This window comes from Zongyangia acetica (assembly GCF_038739695.1).
In the GTDB taxonomy this organism is placed as follows: domain Bacteria; phylum Bacillota; class Clostridia; order Oscillospirales; family Ruminococcaceae; genus Zongyangia; species Zongyangia gallinarum.
On sequence record NZ_JBBEWN010000002.1, the window covers coordinates 243313 to 261166 of the forward strand.

A 17854-nucleotide genomic window follows, 5' to 3' on the forward strand; every position below is an offset into this window, starting at 1 on the left:
GTGAAGGTTTTGGCGATCAACGGCAGCGCGAGAAAAAACGGAAACACGGATCTTCTGATTGGCCGTATATTTGAAAAGCTACATGCCGCCGGAATCCAAACAGAGGCAATGCAATTTGCGGGAAATACTATCCAGCCCTGCAGGGCGTGTTTTGCCTGCGGTGGCAAAGAAAACTGTGTCCATCAACAAGACGATTTCCAAAGCGTATTTGAAAAAATGAAAGCGGCTGACGGAATCCTTCTGGGCTCTCCCGTCTATTCTGCGAACATATCGGCCAATATGTAGGCCTTCTTGGAGCGGGCGGCGGTTGTGTGTGATATGAATCCCGGGCTTTTGAAACACAAGGTAGGCGCCTGTTTTGTAACCGTGCGCAGGGGCGGTGCGCTGAACGCTGTAGATGCCATGAACCACTTCTTTCTTAACCATGAAATATTTATTTCGGGGAGTACCTATTGGAACATGGTGTATGGACAGATGCCGGGCGATGTGTTAAACGACGAGGAAGGCCTTGCCACTATGGACAGCCTTGCTGAAAATATGCTCTGGCTTTTAGAAAAAATCAAGTGAGAGAAGGGCTAAAAAATAAAAAGAAAATGGGTTCCGATTCTGATTTCAGGTCTGCTTATCATTGGCTGTCTAGCAGGGTGCAGTAATGAAGCTGTCAATTCTTCTGCTGAACCAGAAAGCGCGTCTTCTTCCTCCACAACAGCGCCTGCGGACATCTCGTCTTCGGAAGGCGAAAACTTCGGCGAAGAAACATCCGACCCTGTCTTCGATTTTGAAAGTAGGACGGTAACTCTGAACAGCGGCTATGAAATGCCGATTATGGGGCTTGGCACCTACAGCCTTTCTGACGAGGAATGCTATAACTCTGTCACTGCTTTGCTGGAGGCCGGCGGGCGGCTCATCGATACCGCCCATATCTATGGAAATGAAGCGGCGGTTGGACGAGCGGTACGGGACTCCGATGTCCCCAGAGAGGAAATCAGTATCATGATGATCACCTCACTCAGATAGTAAAAGCTATTCGAAGGGATCTTAAAATTAAAGATAAGGCATATCCACAAATCAACTTAAAAAAATAACATAGATAAATAATCTTTAACCGTCATTGGAGTTCAGATGTTATCTGTTTCCTATATCTAAGATCTTCACTTTTATTTGCGGTTCATCTATTTCGCAACTATTAGACGGACTGAGCCCAGAACACAAATTGCGTTCTGGGCTCAGCTTTTTCTTGTGCTTAGACTCTTCCTTTTTCTCCCAGGCTTTATCTGTAACGGTCATCCATCTTGCATGATAATACTTCTTTGGCTATAATGGGACATACGTGAGCCTCGTACCGGCAGATTCCTGAAAAAAGAAAGGACGATACAAACCCATGCAGCGAAGTTTAACCGAAGGCGGGATTGCCAAATCTCTCATTATCTTTAGTCTCCCCATGATTTTAGGCAATCTGTTGCAGCAGCTTTACAACGTTGCGGATACCCTGATTGTAGGACAGACCATTGGAACCACTGCCCTTTCTGCGGTGGGATCTTCCTACTCCCTGATGACCCTGCTGACCTCAGTGATTCTGGGGCTATGTATGGGCAGCGGCGTGGTCTTTGCCCAGTTTTACGGGGCTAAACGGGAAGACGACATGAAATCCAGCATCTTCAATGCCTGTATCTTCATTCTTTTGGTTTCCGCCGTCATCAATATCCTTGCTTTTTTGCTTCTGGATCAATTCATCATCTGGCTCAATATCCCGGAGCAGGCGGTGGAATATACCCGGGAATACCTCCAGGTAATCTTTGTAGGTATCACTTTTGTTTCCGCCTATAACTTTTTTGCCTGCATCCTGCGCAGCGTGGGCAATACGGTGGTACCCCTGATCTTCCTGGCGGTTTCCGCCATTACCAATATTGTCCTAGACATTGTTTTTATCGTCAGCTTTCACATGGGGGTGGCAGGGGCTGCCTGGGCTACCGTCATCGCCCAGGCTCTCTCCGCCATCTGTGTGGCCGTCTACTTCTTCGCCAAGGAAAAACAGTTATGTCCACAACGGCAGCATCTTCATCTCAGCAGGCGGCTGCTGGGCTTTGTCATCAACAACTCCACCCTGACCGCCATTCAGCAGTCCATTATGAATCTTGGTATCTTGATGGTACAGGGGTTGGTCAACAGCTTTGGCTTTTCCGCCAGCGCCGCCTTTGCCGCCGTGGTCAAAATTGACGCCTTCGCCTATATGCCGGCCCAAGACTTCGGCAACGCTTTCTCCACCTATATCGCCCAAAACTACGGCGCCGGGAAGCCGGACCGTATCCGCAAAGGCATCTGGACTGCCGCCAAACTTTCCACCGTCTTCTGTGCTGCGGCTTCCCTTTTCGTCTGCCTTCTGGCCCGTCCCTTAATGCTTCTCTTTGTCAAACCGGAGGAGGTCGAGGTCATCAGCATCGGCATTCAGTACCTGCACATTGAAGGCGCATGTTATGTGGGTATTGGTATTCTATTCCTGCTCTACGGACTTTATCGGGGGCTGGCAAGATCTTCTATGTCCATCGTGCTGACGGTGATCTCCCTGGGCACCCGGGTGGCGCTGGCCTATACCCTGTCCGCTATCCCCGCTATTGGCATGGTGGGAATCTGGTGGTCAGTTCCCATCGGCTGGGCCCTGGCCGATATTGTTGGTATGCTTTACTATCGACTGAGATTCCGGAAAGATAGCCTGTTGACGGCGATCCCCACCTCTTCCAAAGGCTGAGAAAATTCTCAAGGCAGGTAGAAACTTTGGAGATTTCATTTATGTTTTATCTTAGTCATTCGGTCCCCACATAAAAAGCCCCCTCTGTGGTACAGAGGGGGCTTTTAAATTGCTATTATCTTTTAAGCGAAGGGAGTATTGTTGACGCGGCGGATGTTGATAGAATCAATGACCGCGTTTCCACGGCTTTTGAGCAGGAAAAGGATGATATCCGCAATGTCCACCGGCTTAATCAAATAGGTGGGATCCAGGTCAGGGCGGACATTGGCCACCATCTCGGTGTACACGCCGCCCGGGGAGAGCAGATGCACCCGGATGCCGTCTTCCTGTACCTCTTTGGCCAGCACCTTGGTAAATCCAGTGATGGCATGCTTAGAGGCGCCGTAAAGGCTCTGATTGACATAGCCTTTATGTCCCACCACCGACGCGATATTGATGATGGTGCCGCAATCGGATTTGCGCATGTGGGGGATGGAATATTTGCACAGAAGGAAAGGTGCCTTCATGTTGGTATCCATGATCTGGTCAAATTCCTCGGCAGTACAGTCCACGACGGGCTTTGCCAAAGAAACGCCCGCATTGTTGATGAGCACATCAATCCGTCCAAAAGCTTCCATGGTCTCGTCAACAATCCGGATAATGTAGCTTTCATCCCTCAGATCACCGGAGACGATCAGGGCTTTTCCCCCCGCTTCCTCTACGAGCTTAGCGGTTTCCTCCAGCTTGGATACGGTGCGTCCGCACAGCACGATCTTCATTCCCTCCTGAGCCAAAGCCAGGGCGGTGGCTTTTCCGATGCCGGAGCCGCTGCCGGTGATGATGGCCACGCGGTCGCGATAGGATTGGTTTGTCATAAAAATCCTCCTCTATGAAAAAATCGGGGCTTGTCCCGTTACTATTCTGTCTTAGGTGTACCGTCTGCGTTAAAGAGGGGCAGATAGGCAAGATACTGGATGTCATCCCGGTACTTGGCGTCCCCTTCGGCCAGGATAGCCATTTTCCCTACGATTTTTCCGCCGGCCCGCTTGACCAGCTTCTCCACCGCCCGCAGGCTCTCTCCGGTGCTGATAACATCGTCGATGATGAGCACCTTCTTATCCCGCATGGCTTCCATATCGTCGCTGTCCAGATAGAGCATCTGCTTTTTGGCTGTAGTAATGGAGGTCACCTCGGTGGAGATGATATTTTTCATATACAGCTTGGGGGCTTTTCTGGCGATGATGTATTTTTTAGACTTTTCCTGCCGGGCCATCTCGTACAGAAGAGGAATCCCCTTGGATTCTGCCGTAATCATAATATCGTGTTCCGGTGCGATTTTTTCCAGCTCCCGGGCCGCCGCAATGGTGAGCTCCACGTCACCAAAGATGACAAAGGCGCCGATGTAAAGATCATCGGATAATTTGCACAGAGGCAGTTCCCTTTTTAGTCCCGCGACTTCCAGTGTATAGCTTTTTTCCATTCCATTTCCTCCTCCGCAATATAAACGCCCATCCAGAGATGGACAGACCGATTTTTCGCGGTTTTCTCCCCGCCTTATAGCTTCATTATAGCACAGCAAAGGCAAAAGTAGCAATAGTCCGGACAAGGCACAGGGTTCCCGTATCCTCCTTGAATTTTTTAAAAATATATGATTGAAATTTGAATAAATATTGAAAAAATCATGATTTTCCAATATAATGATTAAAAAAGGGGAAAGATGGGAGGAATTGACGGAGGAGAAGAGGCAAAACAACCAGCAGCAGATCACCTGGAGTAAGTGAATAGGAGGTTACTGTATCAAATGGAAAAGTTGTTTAAACTCAAGGAAAACGGAACCACGTTTTCCAAGGAGGTCATTGCGGGTCTGACAACATTCTTCGCTATGGCCTACATCATCATTGTCAACCCCAGCATCCTCAGTGAAGCCGGCATGGAATGGGGCGCTGTTTTCCTCGCCACCATTATCGCGTCCATCGTAGGCACCCTGGTTATGGGTCTTTTCGCCAACGTGCCCTATGCCCAGGCTCCCGGTATGGGACTGAACGCATTTTTCGTCTACACCGTCTGTTTCCAGCTGGGCTTTACCTGGCAGCAGGCTCTGTCCATGGTCTTTATCTGCGGTTTGATCAACATTCTGATCACCGTCACCAAGATCAGAAAATACATCATTAAGGCCATCCCTGTCAGCCTCCAGAATGCTATTGGCGGTGGTATCGGCCTGTTTGTTGCATACATCGGCATGCTGAATGTGGGCCTGATCAGCTTTGACTCCGGCGTTCCCGCTCTGGCCACCTTCAACCAGCCCGCCCTGTGGCTGTTTGTCATCGGCATTGTCCTGACCATCGTCCTGCAGGTCATGAAGGTCAAAGGCGCCATCCTCATCAGCATCATCGTCACCACCCTCATCGGTATTCCCATGGGTGTTACCACTACGGCAGAGACCGTCAGCTTCTCTGAAGCTTGCGCCGCCCTGCCCTCCACCTTTGGCGTCATCTTCACCGGTGAAGGCCTGGGTTCTCTGTTTGTTGACGCGGCCAAGATCCCTCTGGTGCTCATCACCATCTTTGCTTTCAGCCTGTCTGACACCTTTGACACCATCGGCACCTTCATCGGTACCGGCCGTCGTTCCGGCATCTTCAGCGAGGAAGATGAAAAGGCTATGGAGACCAGCGCCGGCTTCCATTCCAAGATGGACAAGGCCCTCTTCGCTGATGCTACCGCCACCTCTGTTGGCGCTATCTTCGGTACCTCCAACACCACCACCTTCGTGGAAAGCGCAGCAGGTATCGGCGCTGGTGGTCGTACCGGTTTGACCAGCGTTGTCGTAGCTATCTGCTTTGCTCTGAGTGCATTCCTCTCCACCTTTATCAGCGCCATCCCCTATGCCGCTACCGCTCCCGCTCTGGTCGCTGTCGGCGTCATGATGGCATCCTCCTTCAAGGAAATCAACTGGACCGACTTCGCGGACGCCGTTCCCGCCTTCTTCGCAGGCGTATTCATGGCCTTCTGCTACAGCATTTCCTACGGCATCGCGGCAGGCTTCATCTTCTACTGCATCGTCAAGATCTGCAAGAAAGAAGCCAAGACCGTCCATCCCATCCTGTGGGTTGCCACCGCGCTGTTTATCCTCAACTTCGTTCTGCTGGCCCTTCTTTAAAATCGAGTCATTCTCTCATCCCCGGCCCCGGGCGGACGCTTCCTGGCGTTTGCCCGGGGTTTTCGTATGCACCAATAGATATGCCTATCACCGATACAAAGGAAGAATTCTCCCTTTTTCCCTTTTAATTTGCCAGTTTCTTTGCTATAATAAATTATTAGTCATATCACCCCAAAATGACCCAATCAAAAATGCATTCAGGAGGAATCAATCATGAGTAGAAACACCTTCTACATTACCACCCCCATCTATTATCCGTCGGACAAGCTGCACATCGGGCACAGCTATTGTACCGTTGCCACCGACACCATGGCCAGATACAAACGAATGCAGGGGTATGATGTGATGTTCTTGACCGGTACCGATGAACACGGTCAAAAAATTGAGCTCAAGGCAAAGGAAGCCGGCGTCACCCCCAAACAATATGTGGACAATGTGGTGGCCGGCATTAAAGACCTTTGGAAACTGATGAACATCTCCAACGACCGGTTTATCCGCACCACCGACGATTACCATGAGGAATCTGTCAAGAAGATTTTTAAACAGCTCTATGATCAGGGCGATATCTATAAAGGAACCTATAAGGGCAAATACTGCACCCCCTGCGAGTCTTTCTGGACCGAAAGCCAGCTGGTGGACGGCAAATGTCCCGACTGCGGCCGTGAGGTTGTGGACGCTGAGGAAGAAGCTTATTTCTTCCGGCTCTCCGCCTACGCGGACAAGCTAGTCAAGTATTATGAAGAACATCCAGACTTTGTGGAGCCGCAATCCCGTCTCAACGAGATGATCAACAACTTCATCAAGCCCGGTCTCGAGGACCTGTGTGTCTCCCGGACCTCCTTTACCTGGGGCGTTCCGGTGGAGTTTGATCCCAAGCACGTGGTCTATGTCTGGATTGACGCCCTTTCCAACTATATTACGGCCTTAGGTTACGGCAATGAGAAATACCACGATTACGACAAATACTGGCCGGCGGACGTCCACTTTGTGGGCAAAGAAATCATCCGCTTCCACACCATTATCTGGCCTGCCATGCTCATGGCCCTCAACCTCCCCCTGCCCAAAAAGGTGTTCGGCCACGGCTGGCTCCTGCTGGAGGGGGGCAAGATGAGCAAGTCCAAGGGCAATGTCGTGGACCCTGTGGTGCTCTGTGAGCGCTATGGAGTAGACGCCCTGCGCTACTTCCTGCTGCGGGAATTCCCCTTTGGCTCCGACGGTGTCTTCTCCAACGAGGCCCTGATTACCCGCATCAATGCGGACCTTGCCAACGACCTGGGGAACCTGGTCTCCCGCACCGTCTCCATGGTGGAAAAATACTTCGGCGGCACCCTGCCTGAGGCACAGCAGGAGGGGCCGGAGGACGCGCCTCTTCTGGAGATGGCCAATGCCCTGCGGGATCGCTATGAAGCCCAGATGGAGCATTACGCCTTCCAAAACGGCCTGATTGAGACCTTTAAGCTCATCTCCCGGGCCAACAAATACATCGACGAAACCGCCCCCTGGATCCTGGCCAAGGACGAGGCCAACAAACCCCGCCTGGCCCGGGTTATGTATAACCTTCTGGAGAGCATCCGGATGGCGGCGGTGCTGCTCCAGCCCTTTATGCCCGATTCCTGCGAGAAAATCTTCGCCCAGATCGGCGCGCCTGAGAATCTCCGCACCTGGGATTCCGCCGCTAAGTTCGGCGCCCTGGACGCCCAGGTTACCGTTCATAAAGGGGAAACCCTCTTCCCCCGCATCGACCTGAAGAAGGAGCTGGCTCTCCTGGAAGAGGCGGAGGCGAAGGCCAGAGCCGCCACCCAGGAAAGCGCAAAGAAAGAAGCTCCCAAACACGAGGAAAAACCGGAGGGCATTGCCCAGATCGGCATTGACGACTTCTCCAAAGTTCAGCTGTTGGTGGCACAGATTAAGAAATGCGAGCCGGTTCCCAAGTCGGACAAGCTTCTCCGCCTGATGCTGGATGACGGCAGTGGTGAACTGCGCCAGGTGGTCTCCGGCATCGCCAAGTGGTACGCTCCGGCGGATCTTATCGGGAAAAAGGTCATCATTGTGGGCAATCTCAAGCCGGTGAAGCTGCGGGGCGTCCTCTCCAACGGCATGATTTTGGCCGCTGACTGCACCGCTGACGATGTGAAAGTCCTCTTTGTCGATGACGCTATCCCCTGCGGCGCGAAAATCCATTAGTATTGACGAGGTATCCTGTGGAAAATATCTTTGATTCCCACGCTCATTATGACGATCGGAAGTTTGACTCCGACCGGGCCGAAGTCATAGCAGCCCTCCCCTCCCAAGGGGTCAGGGCGGTCATGAATCCCGGCTGTGACCTTTCTTCCTCTCTAAAGGCGATCTCCTTTGCTGAAACCTACCCCTATTTCTATGCCGCGGTGGGCTTTCATCCCGAGTTCGCCGGTAAAATGACCCAGAAGGATCTGGAGTCTGTCGCCTCCCTGGCCGGTCATCCCAAGGTCATGGCCATCGGAGAAATCGGCTTAGACTATCACTATGACGACGCCTGCCCCAGGGAGATCCAGCGGGAGGTCTTTGCCCAGCAGCTTGCTCTGGCAAAGGAGCTTTCCCTCCCTGTCATTGTCCACGACCGGGAGGCCCACGGGGATACCCTGGATCTGCTGCGGAAATACCGGCCGGAGGGCATTGTCCACTGCTACAGCGGCAGCCCAGAGATGGTGGAAGAAATTGTAAAGCTGGGGATGTACATCGGTTTCACCGGTGTGGTCACCTTTAAAAACGCTTCCAAGACCCTGCGGGCCGCGGCGGCCGTTCCTCTGGAGCGGCTGCTCATCGAAACCGACGCCCCCTATATGGCGCCGGAGCCCTGCCGGGGCCGGCGGTGCGACTCTTCCCTGCTCGAATATACCATTGGCGCACTGGCAAGGGTCAAGGAGATGGATCCCCAGCAGCTGGCGGACCTTACCTTTGCAAACGCCTGCCGGGTCTACCACATTCCGGACGGTCAAAACTGAGATAAAAGCTCCTTATAGGGCAGAGGCAATTTGCCCTATGGGGAGCTTTGTGGTATAATAAGGCCGCAAAATGTGAAAATTCCCCATGACGATAGAAAAGAGGAGGCATCCGCCCTATGAAATTCAAGCTGGCGCTGCTCGTCGGCAAAATCATCTATTTTTTCGGAAAATTCATCGGCAAAAGCTCCAACCTGCCTGGAGATATCGCCCTGAAAATCTGTCCTGACCTGCTGGGCAGGTTCCAAATCCAGGGCAAAATCATCGCCGTTACCGGCTCCAACGGAAAAACCACCACCGCCAACATGGTGGCCCACGTGTTGTCCCGCTGCGGTCATACGGTGACCAACAACGCCAAAGGCTCCAACATGACCGGCGGTGTGGCCACCACCCTGCTCAATGCCGCCAACTTTTCCGGCGTTGTCCCCCAGGAATATGTGGTGCTGGAGGTGGATGAGCGCTTCTCCCGCATCATCTTTAAGTCTTTCTCCCCCCACTATATGTTGGTGACCAACCTCTTCCGGGACCAGCTGACCCGCAATGGCAACGTGGATGTCATCATCGACAAGCTCCACGAGGCCATCAAACCGGAGGTCAAGCTGATTCTCAACGCCAACGATCCCATTAGCAGCCGTCTGGCTCCCGACAACCCGCGGGTCTACTATATGCTGGAGGAAAATGAGGCGTCCTCCAAAGAATGCCTTAACATCACCCACGACGCCAAGGTGTGTCCGGTCTGCTATCACCGGCTCAGCTATGATTATTATCACTACAACCATATTGGCGGTTATCACTGCGACGCCTGTGGTTTTGCCACTCCTAAGGCCAAATATACCGCCCACATCGACGACCTGAAGGCGGGCAGCTTCTCCATCGACGGCTTCCCTGTCAAGACCCAGTACAACAGCCTGTTTAACATCCTCAACATCACCGCCTGTGTGGCTGCTTGCTGCGAAGCTGGCATTGGAGAAGAAGAGGCAGCCAAGGCTGTCTCCACCTTCCAGGTGAGCCGTGAGCGGTACGACGAATTTAAGGTGGGGGATCGCAAGGCCGTCATGATCCTCTCCAAAAACCAGAATCCTGTCTCCTTCGACCAGTCTATCTCCCGGGTGCTGGAGATGGAGGGGGAGAAAACGGTGGTCATCTATGTCAACAACATCAACCACACCGGCCACAGGGATACCACCTGGCTTTATGACATCGCCTTTGAGCGGCTGAAAGATCAAGTAGATAATATCGTCTGCACCGGCCCCCGGGCCTATGACCTGGCGGTACGGCTGAATATGGCGGATTTTGACATGTCGAAGGTGAAGGTCCAGCCCTTCCGCTCCCGGCTGAAATCGGTAATCCAGGAGACAAAAGGCACCATCTATGTTCTCACCGAGCTTTACGACGCAAAAGGGATTTTGGAGGTGATCAGCCGATGAGCACGGAAAAAAACATCAACGTCCTCTGGCTTTATGACGACCTTCTGGACCTTTATGGGGACAGCGGCAATCTGATGCTGCTGAAAAAGCGGCTGGGACAGCTGGGTTACACCATGCTGGTCACCCGGTCCAGCCTGGATGAATCCCCCAAAATCAGCGAATACGATATGATCTATATGGGCCCTGGCAAGGCAAAGAATCTGCGCCGCGCCTGCGAGCATCTGCTGACCCTCAAGGACGAATTTGTCAAAGCCATAGAAGAGGAAAAGGTCTTCCTCATCACCGGCAATGCCCGGCTCATGCTGGGCAAGGGGTACACCGATGAAGACGGCACCTTTGTGAAAGGACTGGAGATCTTCCCCTATGTGGGGGAGGAAACCGGCCAAGTGTTCATCAGCGATGTGGTGGCCAACCCCCAGTTTGAAACCAACGAGTCCTTAATGTACGGCTTTATCAATCGCACCAGCCTCATCAAGGACAATGTGGGGCCCTATCTTCTCAAGCTGGTCAAAGGGGCCGGCGATGAGAAAAAAGGGGATGTTTTCGAAGGGAATCTTTACAAGAATCTGTTTTCCACCTGGTTGTTAGGGCCGGTGCTGGTCAAAAACCCCCAGATGGCCCGGGAATTCATCGGGCGCCTGATTGGACGGGAACAGGTGGCCTATGACGACACCCTGGAGACCATGGCGCTGAAGATGACCCTCAAGGAATTTTCTTTATAAAAACGGAGCAAAAAAATTGGGCCTGTCCTATGGACAGGCCCTTCTTGTTTTTATAGGCTCAGGTTGGTAAAAGCGCTTTCCCCCGGATAGATCCCGCTTTGGCTGATCATCCCCGAGATGCGCAACAGCCGGTTATACTTGGCCACCCGGTCGCTGCGGGAGGGGGCGCCGGTTTTGATCTGCCCGGCATTTACGGCCACCGCCAGGTCGGCGATGGTGGTATCCTCCGTCTCCCCAGAGCGGTGGGAAATGATGCTGGTGTATCCCGCCCGATGGGCCATGGAGATGGCATCCATGGTTTCGGTAAGGGTGCCAATCTGGTTGACCTTGACAAGCAGGGCGTTTCCCGCTCCCAGCTGGATCCCCTTGCGCAGCCGCTTGACATTGGTGACAAACAGGTCGTCTCCCACCAGCTGGACACGGTTGCCCAGGGCCTGGGTGATTTGGACAAAGCCATCCCAATCGTCTTCAGCTAAGGGGTCTTCGATGGAGATGATGGGATAGCGTCCGCAAAGATCCTCCCAGTAGGCGCACAGCTCTCCGGTGGACATCCGGGTCTGCTTTTTGGGCAGGACATATTCCCCATCGGAAAACCACTCGCTGGATGCGGCATCAATGGCGATTTTCACATCATCCCCCGGCGCATAGCCCGCCTGCTGCACCGCTTCCAGAATCACCTTGATGGCGTCCTCGTCGTCGGGCAGGTCGGGGGCATAGCCTCCCTCATCTCCCACCGAGGTAGAAAGGCCCCGGGATGCCAGGATCTTCCCCAGGGCGTGAAAGATTTCGCATCCCCAGCGCAGCCCCTCGGGGAACGAATCGGCGCCGGTGGGCATAATCATAAATTCCTGGATATCGATGTTGTTTTTGGCGTGGGCGCCGCCGTTGAGGATATTCATCATAGGCACCGGCAGGGTGTGCGCGTGGCATCCTCCCAGATAACGGAACAGGGGCAAACCCGCCGCTCGGGCCGCCGCTTTGGCATTGGCCAAAGATACGGCCAGCATGGCATTGGCGCCGATTTTTGATTTGTTTTCATTGGGATCCGTCTTTTTCAGGATACTGTCGATCTGCATCTGGTTCATGGCGTTTTTCCCCAGAACCGCGTCGGCAATTTCCCCGTTGACATGTTCCACCGCCTTTCTGACGCCTTTGCCTCCAAAGCGGAAACTGTCGCCGTCTCTGAGCTCATAGGCCTCGAACATGCCGGTGGATGCTCCTGAGGGGACAGCGGCCCGTCCAACTGCACCGCATTCCAGGGTCACTTCCGCTTCCACCGTAGGATTGCCCCGGGAATCGATAATCTCCCGCCCATAAACTTTTGCAATTTTTGTCGAATATTTCATAGGTCTCCTCCAGGTTTTACAAATATTTCTATAGTGGTAGTGTTACTATTTTTTTGTTAATATATACCGCTTGGGACATAAATAATTTTCTTCCAAAACGGCACAATAGAAGTGCAGGCATTTTGCAAAATTCCAAAATACTGCGAAAGGCCCCGCCCCTTTCCGGGACGAACCGGCGAACCTACAAATATTACGATGAGGAAACATCGGGAGGTATTTCATATGAAGTCTGTAAAAATCACTGCCCTCGGACTGGCCCTGGCCCTTTTGATGAGCTTGACTATGGCCGGCTGTACCGACAAAGACAAGGATAGCAGTTCTTCTTCCTCTAGCCCTACAACGACCACCACGACAACCCATTCAGAAAGCGAATCCATCTCCCACTCGGGGGATACGACCTCTACCCCTACCACCAGCAACCCCGAATCGCAGGAGCCCTCGGCTCCTGCCATGGGGACGGATTTTAACAGTTTGTCCTCCCTTTCGGCCAAGGCCCAGGGATGGGGCCAGGGGGTGGAGGTCAACGATAAGAACCAGCCCACCGGCTGCACCATGTTCCAGGAGAAATACGGAAAATACAACGCCTACTATATTGCGCCGGACGCAGGAAACAAAATCTACTTAACCTTTGACGAAGGATACGAAAACGGCTATACCTCCCAAATTCTCGATGTCCTCAAGGAAAAAAACTGTAGCGCCGTCTTTTTTGTCACCTATGACTATGTCTGCAAAAATCCGGATCTGATCCAAAGGATGATCGATGAGGGGCATATTGTGGGCAATCACAGCTATTCCCATCCCCACTTCCCCCAAATCCCCTTAGAGGAGGCCCAGGAAGATGTGGTATCCCTCCATGAGTATATGGAGGAAAACTTTGACTATACCATGACCCTGTTCCGCTTCCCCTACGGCGAGTTTAGCGAACAGATGCTGGGGCTGATGGATAGCCTGGGCTATAAAACCCTGTTCTGGTCCTGGGCCTATAAGGATTGGGAAACGGATAACCAGCCTGACCCTGTTGCCGCCCTGGAAAAGATCACCAAGGCGGAGCACCCGGGGGCTATCTATCTGCTTCATGCTGTATCCCAAACCAATACTGCTGTCCTCGGCGACGCCATTGACCACATGCGGGAAAATGGCTATGAGGTGGCGAAATTTGATCTGTAGTAGAGATAATATTTGTTTTGTTGCGCGGGGAGGGAAAACTACCTCCCCGCTTTTTATATGCTATTTTTCTTCCTGTTCGACAGGTCTGAAGAAAAATTTTTCTCTTCTTTTCTATAACTTTGCTATACAGAAACATGACACAATTGATATAATAGGAACAAGAACCAACCGGGAAACAGATAGAGAATTATGGAGGTAGGTATGGATTTTTTTAGCATTGTGAACTTAGCGGGAGGACTTGCCTTGTTCCTATACGGTATGTCCGCCCTGGGCAGCGGCCTGGAGCGGCTTTCCGGCGGCAGGTTAGAAAAAACCTTAGAGAAAATGACCAGCAATACCATCAAAGGAGTATTGCTAGGTGCTTTGGTCACCGGAGCCATTCAAAGTTCCTCCGCCACCACCGTAATCGTTGTAGGCCTTGTCAACGCCGGCATCCTCAAGCTCCGGCAGGCCATCGGCGTCATTATGGGAGCTAATATCGGCACCACCGTCACCGCCCAGATCCTGCGGCTGTCCGATCTGAGCAGCGACAACTTCTTCATCCAGTTTCTCAAGCCCACCACCCTGGCCCCTTTGGCAGCCATCGCAGGTATTATCCTGGTCATGGGCAGCAAAAAGGCACGGCAGCGGGAGGCCGGTCAGATCCTGTTGGGATTTGGTATCCTTTTCACCGGCATGTTCACCATGGAGTCCGCTGTCCGGCCTCTGAGCGAAATGCCTCAGTTTGCCGAAATATTTGCCGCACTTTCCAATCCTATCTTAGGGGTACTGGTCGGCGCCGTTGTCACCGCCATCATCCAGAGCTCCTCCGCTTCCATTGGCATTTTGCAGGCGCTGAGCTCCACGGGGATTATTACCTTTTCCTCCGCCTTCCCCATCATTATGGGGCAGAATATCGGCACCTGCATTACCCCAATTCTGGCCAGCATTGGCGCCAACAAAAACGCAAAGCGCTCCGCCTGTGTTCATCTGAGCTTTAACGTCATCGGCACCGCTGTCTTCCTCATTGTCACCTATGCCATCCAATACACGATAGGATTCCCCTTCTGGGATGACGCCATCAGCAGAGGCGGCATCGCCAATTTCCACACCCTTTTTAACGTAGTCACCACCATCCTCTTCCTCCCCTTTGTAGGGCTATTGGAGAAGCTGGCCAATACCATTATCAAATCTGATGAACGGGAGTTAAAGCAGGATGCCATTACCAGCAATCTGGACGAGCGTTTCCTTCTTTCCCCTGGACTTGCCATTCAGCAATCCCGTGAAACCGTCCTTGCCATGGCCGATCTGGCCCAGTCAAATTTTGGAGAATGCAGCAAACTGCTGGGCAATTTTGACCCCAAAGTTGCAGAACGGGTCAAGGACAACGAAAATATCATTGACAAGCTGGAGGACCGTCTGGGCAACTATCTGCTGCGGCTGTCAGAAAAAGAACTGTCGGAGCCAGAAAACCGGGAGATTTCGGAGCTGCTACAGGTCATCAGCGAGTTTGAGCGGATCGGTGACTATTCGGTCAATATGATGGAACAGGCCCAGTACCTTTATGAAAACAACATCAAGCTTTCGGACAAGGCTCACAGCGAGTTGGATATCATCAGCCAGGCAGTGGCGGAGATCATCGGCTTGGCGGTTCGCTGCTTCGGCCAATCGGATCTAGAGAGCGCTACCTCCATCGAGCCGCTGGAGGAGACCATCGACGCCATGATCGATCTGCTCAAGTTCCGCCATATCGACCGGCTCAAACTGGGAAAATGCACGGTAGATGCCGGCGTTGCCTTCCTGGAAACCCTGACCAACATGGAACGGATCTCCGATCACTGTTCTAACGTAGCGGTCTATGTCATGGGCCACGAGGGCAATCATATGCAGGGTTTGGATCGACACGAGTACATCCGGCTGATGCACTCGGGACAAAATCAAGCCTACACCGAAAAGTTCCAGGAATATTCCACCAAGTATCTGGACACTGTGAAAAATCTAATCTAAGCTTTCTGCCGCCGCGCCTTTGGTTGCGGCGGCTCTTTTGCAAAAATTTCCCTTTCCCTCTGGATATCTTTGCCCATATCGTTTAGAATAGATATACCATAGGAAAAGGAGGGCCGTCATGGAGCATCAACACCAGCAAAAAAGATGGAAAAGGGCCGATCTTCTCATCATTGGCATTCTCCTGCTGGCAGCCCTCCTTTCCGCCGTTTTTCTGTGGCTGCAAAGTAGGGACGGGGATGATCGGATCGCCGTCATTGCCGTCAGCGGGGAAACTGTGCGGGAAATCAACCTAACCCAAAATAAGGCCACCGAAACTTTCTCTCTGGAGGGTGCCGGCGGTCATACCGTCACCTTTTCTTTAGAGGGCAGCCGCATCTGCTTTGTAGACGCCCAGTGTCCGGACAAGGTCTGTCAAAACACCGGCTGGGTGGAGGAACCGGGGCAGTCTGCTGTCTGCCTTCCCTTCGAAACCTCCTTGCGGGTTTACCTCGCGTCAGAGTGGACGGATCATTGAATTTAAAGGCAAAATATGTTATTCTAAAATTTATGATATCTCCCCTGTTGACCCGCTTTTTCGCCGGGTCCCCACAGGGATTTGGATGCCGGTAAAAATTTCACCGGTACGGAAATCTTATCTTGGCCGCAATCCGCGGCGGAATGGAGCTTTTGACTATGAGCGAACAAGACAATCTGGCTCTTGCCGAACTTCTCTTCCCCAATGTGACCACCACTCCGGAGGAAATGGAGGCACTCTATCCCGTCAGGGAGCTGCCGGAAGGGGCAAAAGTGACCCGAATGGCCCCCAGCCCCACCGGTTTTATGCATCTGGGCAACCTTTTCGGCGCCATCACCGACGAGCGTTTGGCTCATCAAAGCGGCGGCGTCTTTTATCTGCGCATTGAGGACACCGACCAGAAGCGGGCGGTGGAAGGCGGCGTGGAAACCATTATCCGGGTGTTCCAAGAATTCGGCCTCCCCTTTGACGAAGGAGCCACCATCGATGGGGACAACGGCAAGTATGGCCCCTACCGTCAGCGGCAGCGCGCTCATATCTATCATACCTATGCCAAGGACTTGGTCCGGCGGGGACTTGCTTATCCCTGCTTCTGCACCGAAGATGACCTGGCCGAAATGCGGAAACAGCAGGAGGCCGAAAAGGCCAATTTCGGCTATTACGGCAAATGGGCTGTCCACCGGGATATGCCGCTGGACCAGATTAAGGAAAATCTGGCCGCCGGAAAGGAATATGTCCTGCGCTTCCGGGCTTCCGGGGATGGGATCCAGCGCTTCAAACTGAAGGATCTGGTCAAAGGCGATCTGGACATGCCTGTCAACGACCAGGATGTGGTCCTTTTAAAAAGCGACGGCATCCCTACCTATCACTTTGCCCACGTCATCGACGACCATCTCATGGGCACCACCCATGTGGTCCGGGGAGAGGAGTGGCTGGCTACCCTGCCCATCCATGTGGACCTGTTCCGGGCTCTGGGCTTTAAAATTCCCAAATATGTCCATACCGCCCAGCTGATGAAGATGGACGGCAGTTCTAAACGCAAACTTTCCAAGCGGAAAGATCCGGAGCTGGCGCTGGACTTCTACCGCGCTGAGGGTTATCCGGTAGCTTCGGTAAAGGAATACCTCATGACCCTTCTCAACTCCAACTTTGAGGAGTGGCGGCTGGCCAACCCCACAGCGGAGCTGGACCAGTTTAAATTTACCACCAACAAGATGAGCACCTCCGGCGCCCTCTTTGACCTGGACAAACTGCGGGATGTGAGCAAAAATACCATTGCCATGCTTCCGGCGGAAAAGGTCTATGAGGAGGTGGCTGGATGGTCCAAAGAATTTGATCCCCAGCTTCATGAGCTGCTCACCCGGGACCAGGCTTATGCCACCGCCATCTTCCAGATCGGCCGGGGCGGCAAGAAGCCGAGAAAAGACATCGCCGTCTGGAGCGAGGTCAAATCCTACTTGGACTTTTTCTACGACGAGCTCTTTGTCCCCGGCGGGGATTATCCGGAGCACACATCAAGGGAGGATATCCTTGCCATTTTGGAAGGCTATCTCCCCTTGTATGACGAGGGAGACGACCAGAACGCTTGGTTTGACAAGATTACCAACCTGGGCGTTTCTCTGGGATTTGCCGCCAAGACCAAGGAGTACAAACAGAATCCTGACGCCTACAAAGGCCACGTGGGGGATGTGAGCATGGTGCTGCGGGTGGCCATCACCGGGCGGACCAACTCCCCGGACATGTACGATGTCATGAGGATTTTGGGCAAAGATCGGGTCGTAGAGCGGATCGAAAATGCTATAAATCGTATAAAATCTAAATAAATATACAAT

The 17854-nt window shown here is 52.8% G+C and carries 16 protein-coding genes; 13 read left to right on the top strand and 3 right to left on the bottom strand.

What is annotated here, in order from left to right; all coding sequences use genetic code 11:
* The 4 genes from WGC32_RS02985 (at position 1) to WGC32_RS03000 (ending at position 2746) form a co-directional block, all read left to right on the top strand.
* Complete coding sequence (locus WGC32_RS02985; RefSeq protein WP_342680636.1) at positions 1–285, top strand: flavodoxin family protein; 285 nt, start codon at positions 1–3, stop codon at positions 283–285.
* A 33-nt stretch (positions 286–318) separates the two neighbouring features.
* Complete coding sequence (locus tag WGC32_RS02990) at positions 319–567, top strand: flavodoxin family protein (RefSeq protein WP_342680637.1); 249 nt, start codon at positions 319–321, stop codon at positions 565–567.
* A 249-nt stretch (positions 568–816) separates the two neighbouring features.
* Positions 817–1017, top strand: coding sequence for an aldo/keto reductase (locus WGC32_RS02995; RefSeq protein ID WP_342680638.1), 201 nt, complete (start codon positions 817–819; stop codon positions 1015–1017).
* Between the two features lie 364 nt (positions 1018–1381).
* Positions 1382–2746, top strand: coding sequence for an MATE family efflux transporter (locus tag WGC32_RS03000; RefSeq protein WP_191482290.1), 1365 nt, complete (start codon positions 1382–1384; stop codon positions 2744–2746).
* Positions 2747–2868: 122 nt separating this feature from the next.
* Here WGC32_RS03000 and WGC32_RS03005 read toward each other — a convergent pair whose 3' ends face one another.
* Both WGC32_RS03005 and WGC32_RS03010 read right to left on the bottom strand, forming a co-directional pair.
* On the bottom strand, positions 2869–3600 hold the full coding sequence (locus tag WGC32_RS03005; protein WP_191482291.1) for an SDR family NAD(P)-dependent oxidoreductase: 732 nt from the start codon (positions 3598–3600) through the stop codon (positions 2869–2871).
* 41 nt (positions 3601–3641) lie between these two features.
* A complete protein-coding gene (locus tag WGC32_RS03010; protein ID WP_191482292.1) occupies positions 3642–4205 on the bottom strand; it encodes a phosphoribosyltransferase family protein in 564 nt (187 codons plus the stop codon).
* A gap of 321 nt (positions 4206–4526) precedes the next feature.
* Here WGC32_RS03010 and WGC32_RS03015 point away from each other — a divergent pair, with 321 nt between their 5' ends.
* The 5 genes from WGC32_RS03015 (at position 4527) to WGC32_RS03035 (ending at position 11009) form a co-directional block, all read left to right on the top strand.
* Positions 4527–5882, top strand: coding sequence for an NCS2 family permease (locus WGC32_RS03015; RefSeq protein ID WP_342680639.1), 1356 nt, complete (start codon positions 4527–4529; stop codon positions 5880–5882).
* A gap of 213 nt (positions 5883–6095) precedes the next feature.
* Entirely contained in the window at positions 6096–8066 is a 1971-nt protein-coding gene (metG, locus tag WGC32_RS03020) for a methionine--tRNA ligase (protein WP_342680640.1), read from the top strand.
* 17 nt (positions 8067–8083) lie between these two features.
* On the top strand, positions 8084–8863 hold the full coding sequence (locus WGC32_RS03025) for a TatD family hydrolase (RefSeq protein ID WP_342680641.1): 780 nt from the start codon (positions 8084–8086) through the stop codon (positions 8861–8863).
* 116 nt (positions 8864–8979) lie between these two features.
* The gene (locus WGC32_RS03030) at positions 8980–10287 is read left to right on the top strand and encodes a MurT ligase domain-containing protein (protein ID WP_191482296.1); all 1308 of its coding nucleotides are present in this window, start codon (positions 8980–8982) and stop codon (positions 10285–10287) included.
* Positions 10284–11009 carry a hypothetical protein gene (locus WGC32_RS03035; protein WP_342680642.1) on the top strand — a complete coding sequence of 242 codons (726 nt, stop codon included), beginning with the start codon at positions 10284–10286 and terminating at the stop codon, positions 11007–11009. The genes WGC32_RS03030 and WGC32_RS03035 overlap by 4 nt, the downstream gene beginning before the upstream one ends.
* A gap of 50 nt (positions 11010–11059) precedes the next feature.
* On the opposite strand, the gene eno is transcribed toward WGC32_RS03035, so the two are convergent.
* Entirely contained in the window at positions 11060–12355 is a 1296-nt protein-coding gene (gene eno / locus WGC32_RS03040) for a phosphopyruvate hydratase (RefSeq protein ID WP_342680643.1), read from the bottom strand.
* A gap of 222 nt (positions 12356–12577) precedes the next feature.
* Between eno and WGC32_RS03045 the strand changes: the two genes are divergently transcribed.
* The 4 genes from WGC32_RS03045 to WGC32_RS03060 all read left to right on the top strand — a co-directional run bounded on the left by WGC32_RS03045 (position 12578) and on the right by WGC32_RS03060 (position 17845).
* On the top strand, positions 12578–13522 hold the full coding sequence (locus tag WGC32_RS03045; protein ID WP_342680644.1) for a delta-lactam-biosynthetic de-N-acetylase: 945 nt from the start codon (positions 12578–12580) through the stop codon (positions 13520–13522).
* Between the two features lie 201 nt (positions 13523–13723).
* Positions 13724–15508 (top strand): Na/Pi cotransporter family protein, encoded by a 1785-nt coding sequence (locus WGC32_RS03050; protein ID WP_342680645.1) that lies wholly within the window; start codon positions 13724–13726, stop codon positions 15506–15508.
* Positions 15509–15626: 118 nt separating this feature from the next.
* Entirely contained in the window at positions 15627–16022 is a 396-nt protein-coding gene (locus tag WGC32_RS03055) for a NusG domain II-containing protein (protein ID WP_342680646.1), read from the top strand.
* Positions 16023–16180: 158 nt separating this feature from the next.
* Positions 16181–17845 (top strand): glutamate--tRNA ligase, encoded by a 1665-nt coding sequence (locus tag WGC32_RS03060; RefSeq protein ID WP_342680647.1) that lies wholly within the window; start codon positions 16181–16183, stop codon positions 17843–17845.
* Positions 17846–17854: the final 9 nt, after the last annotated feature.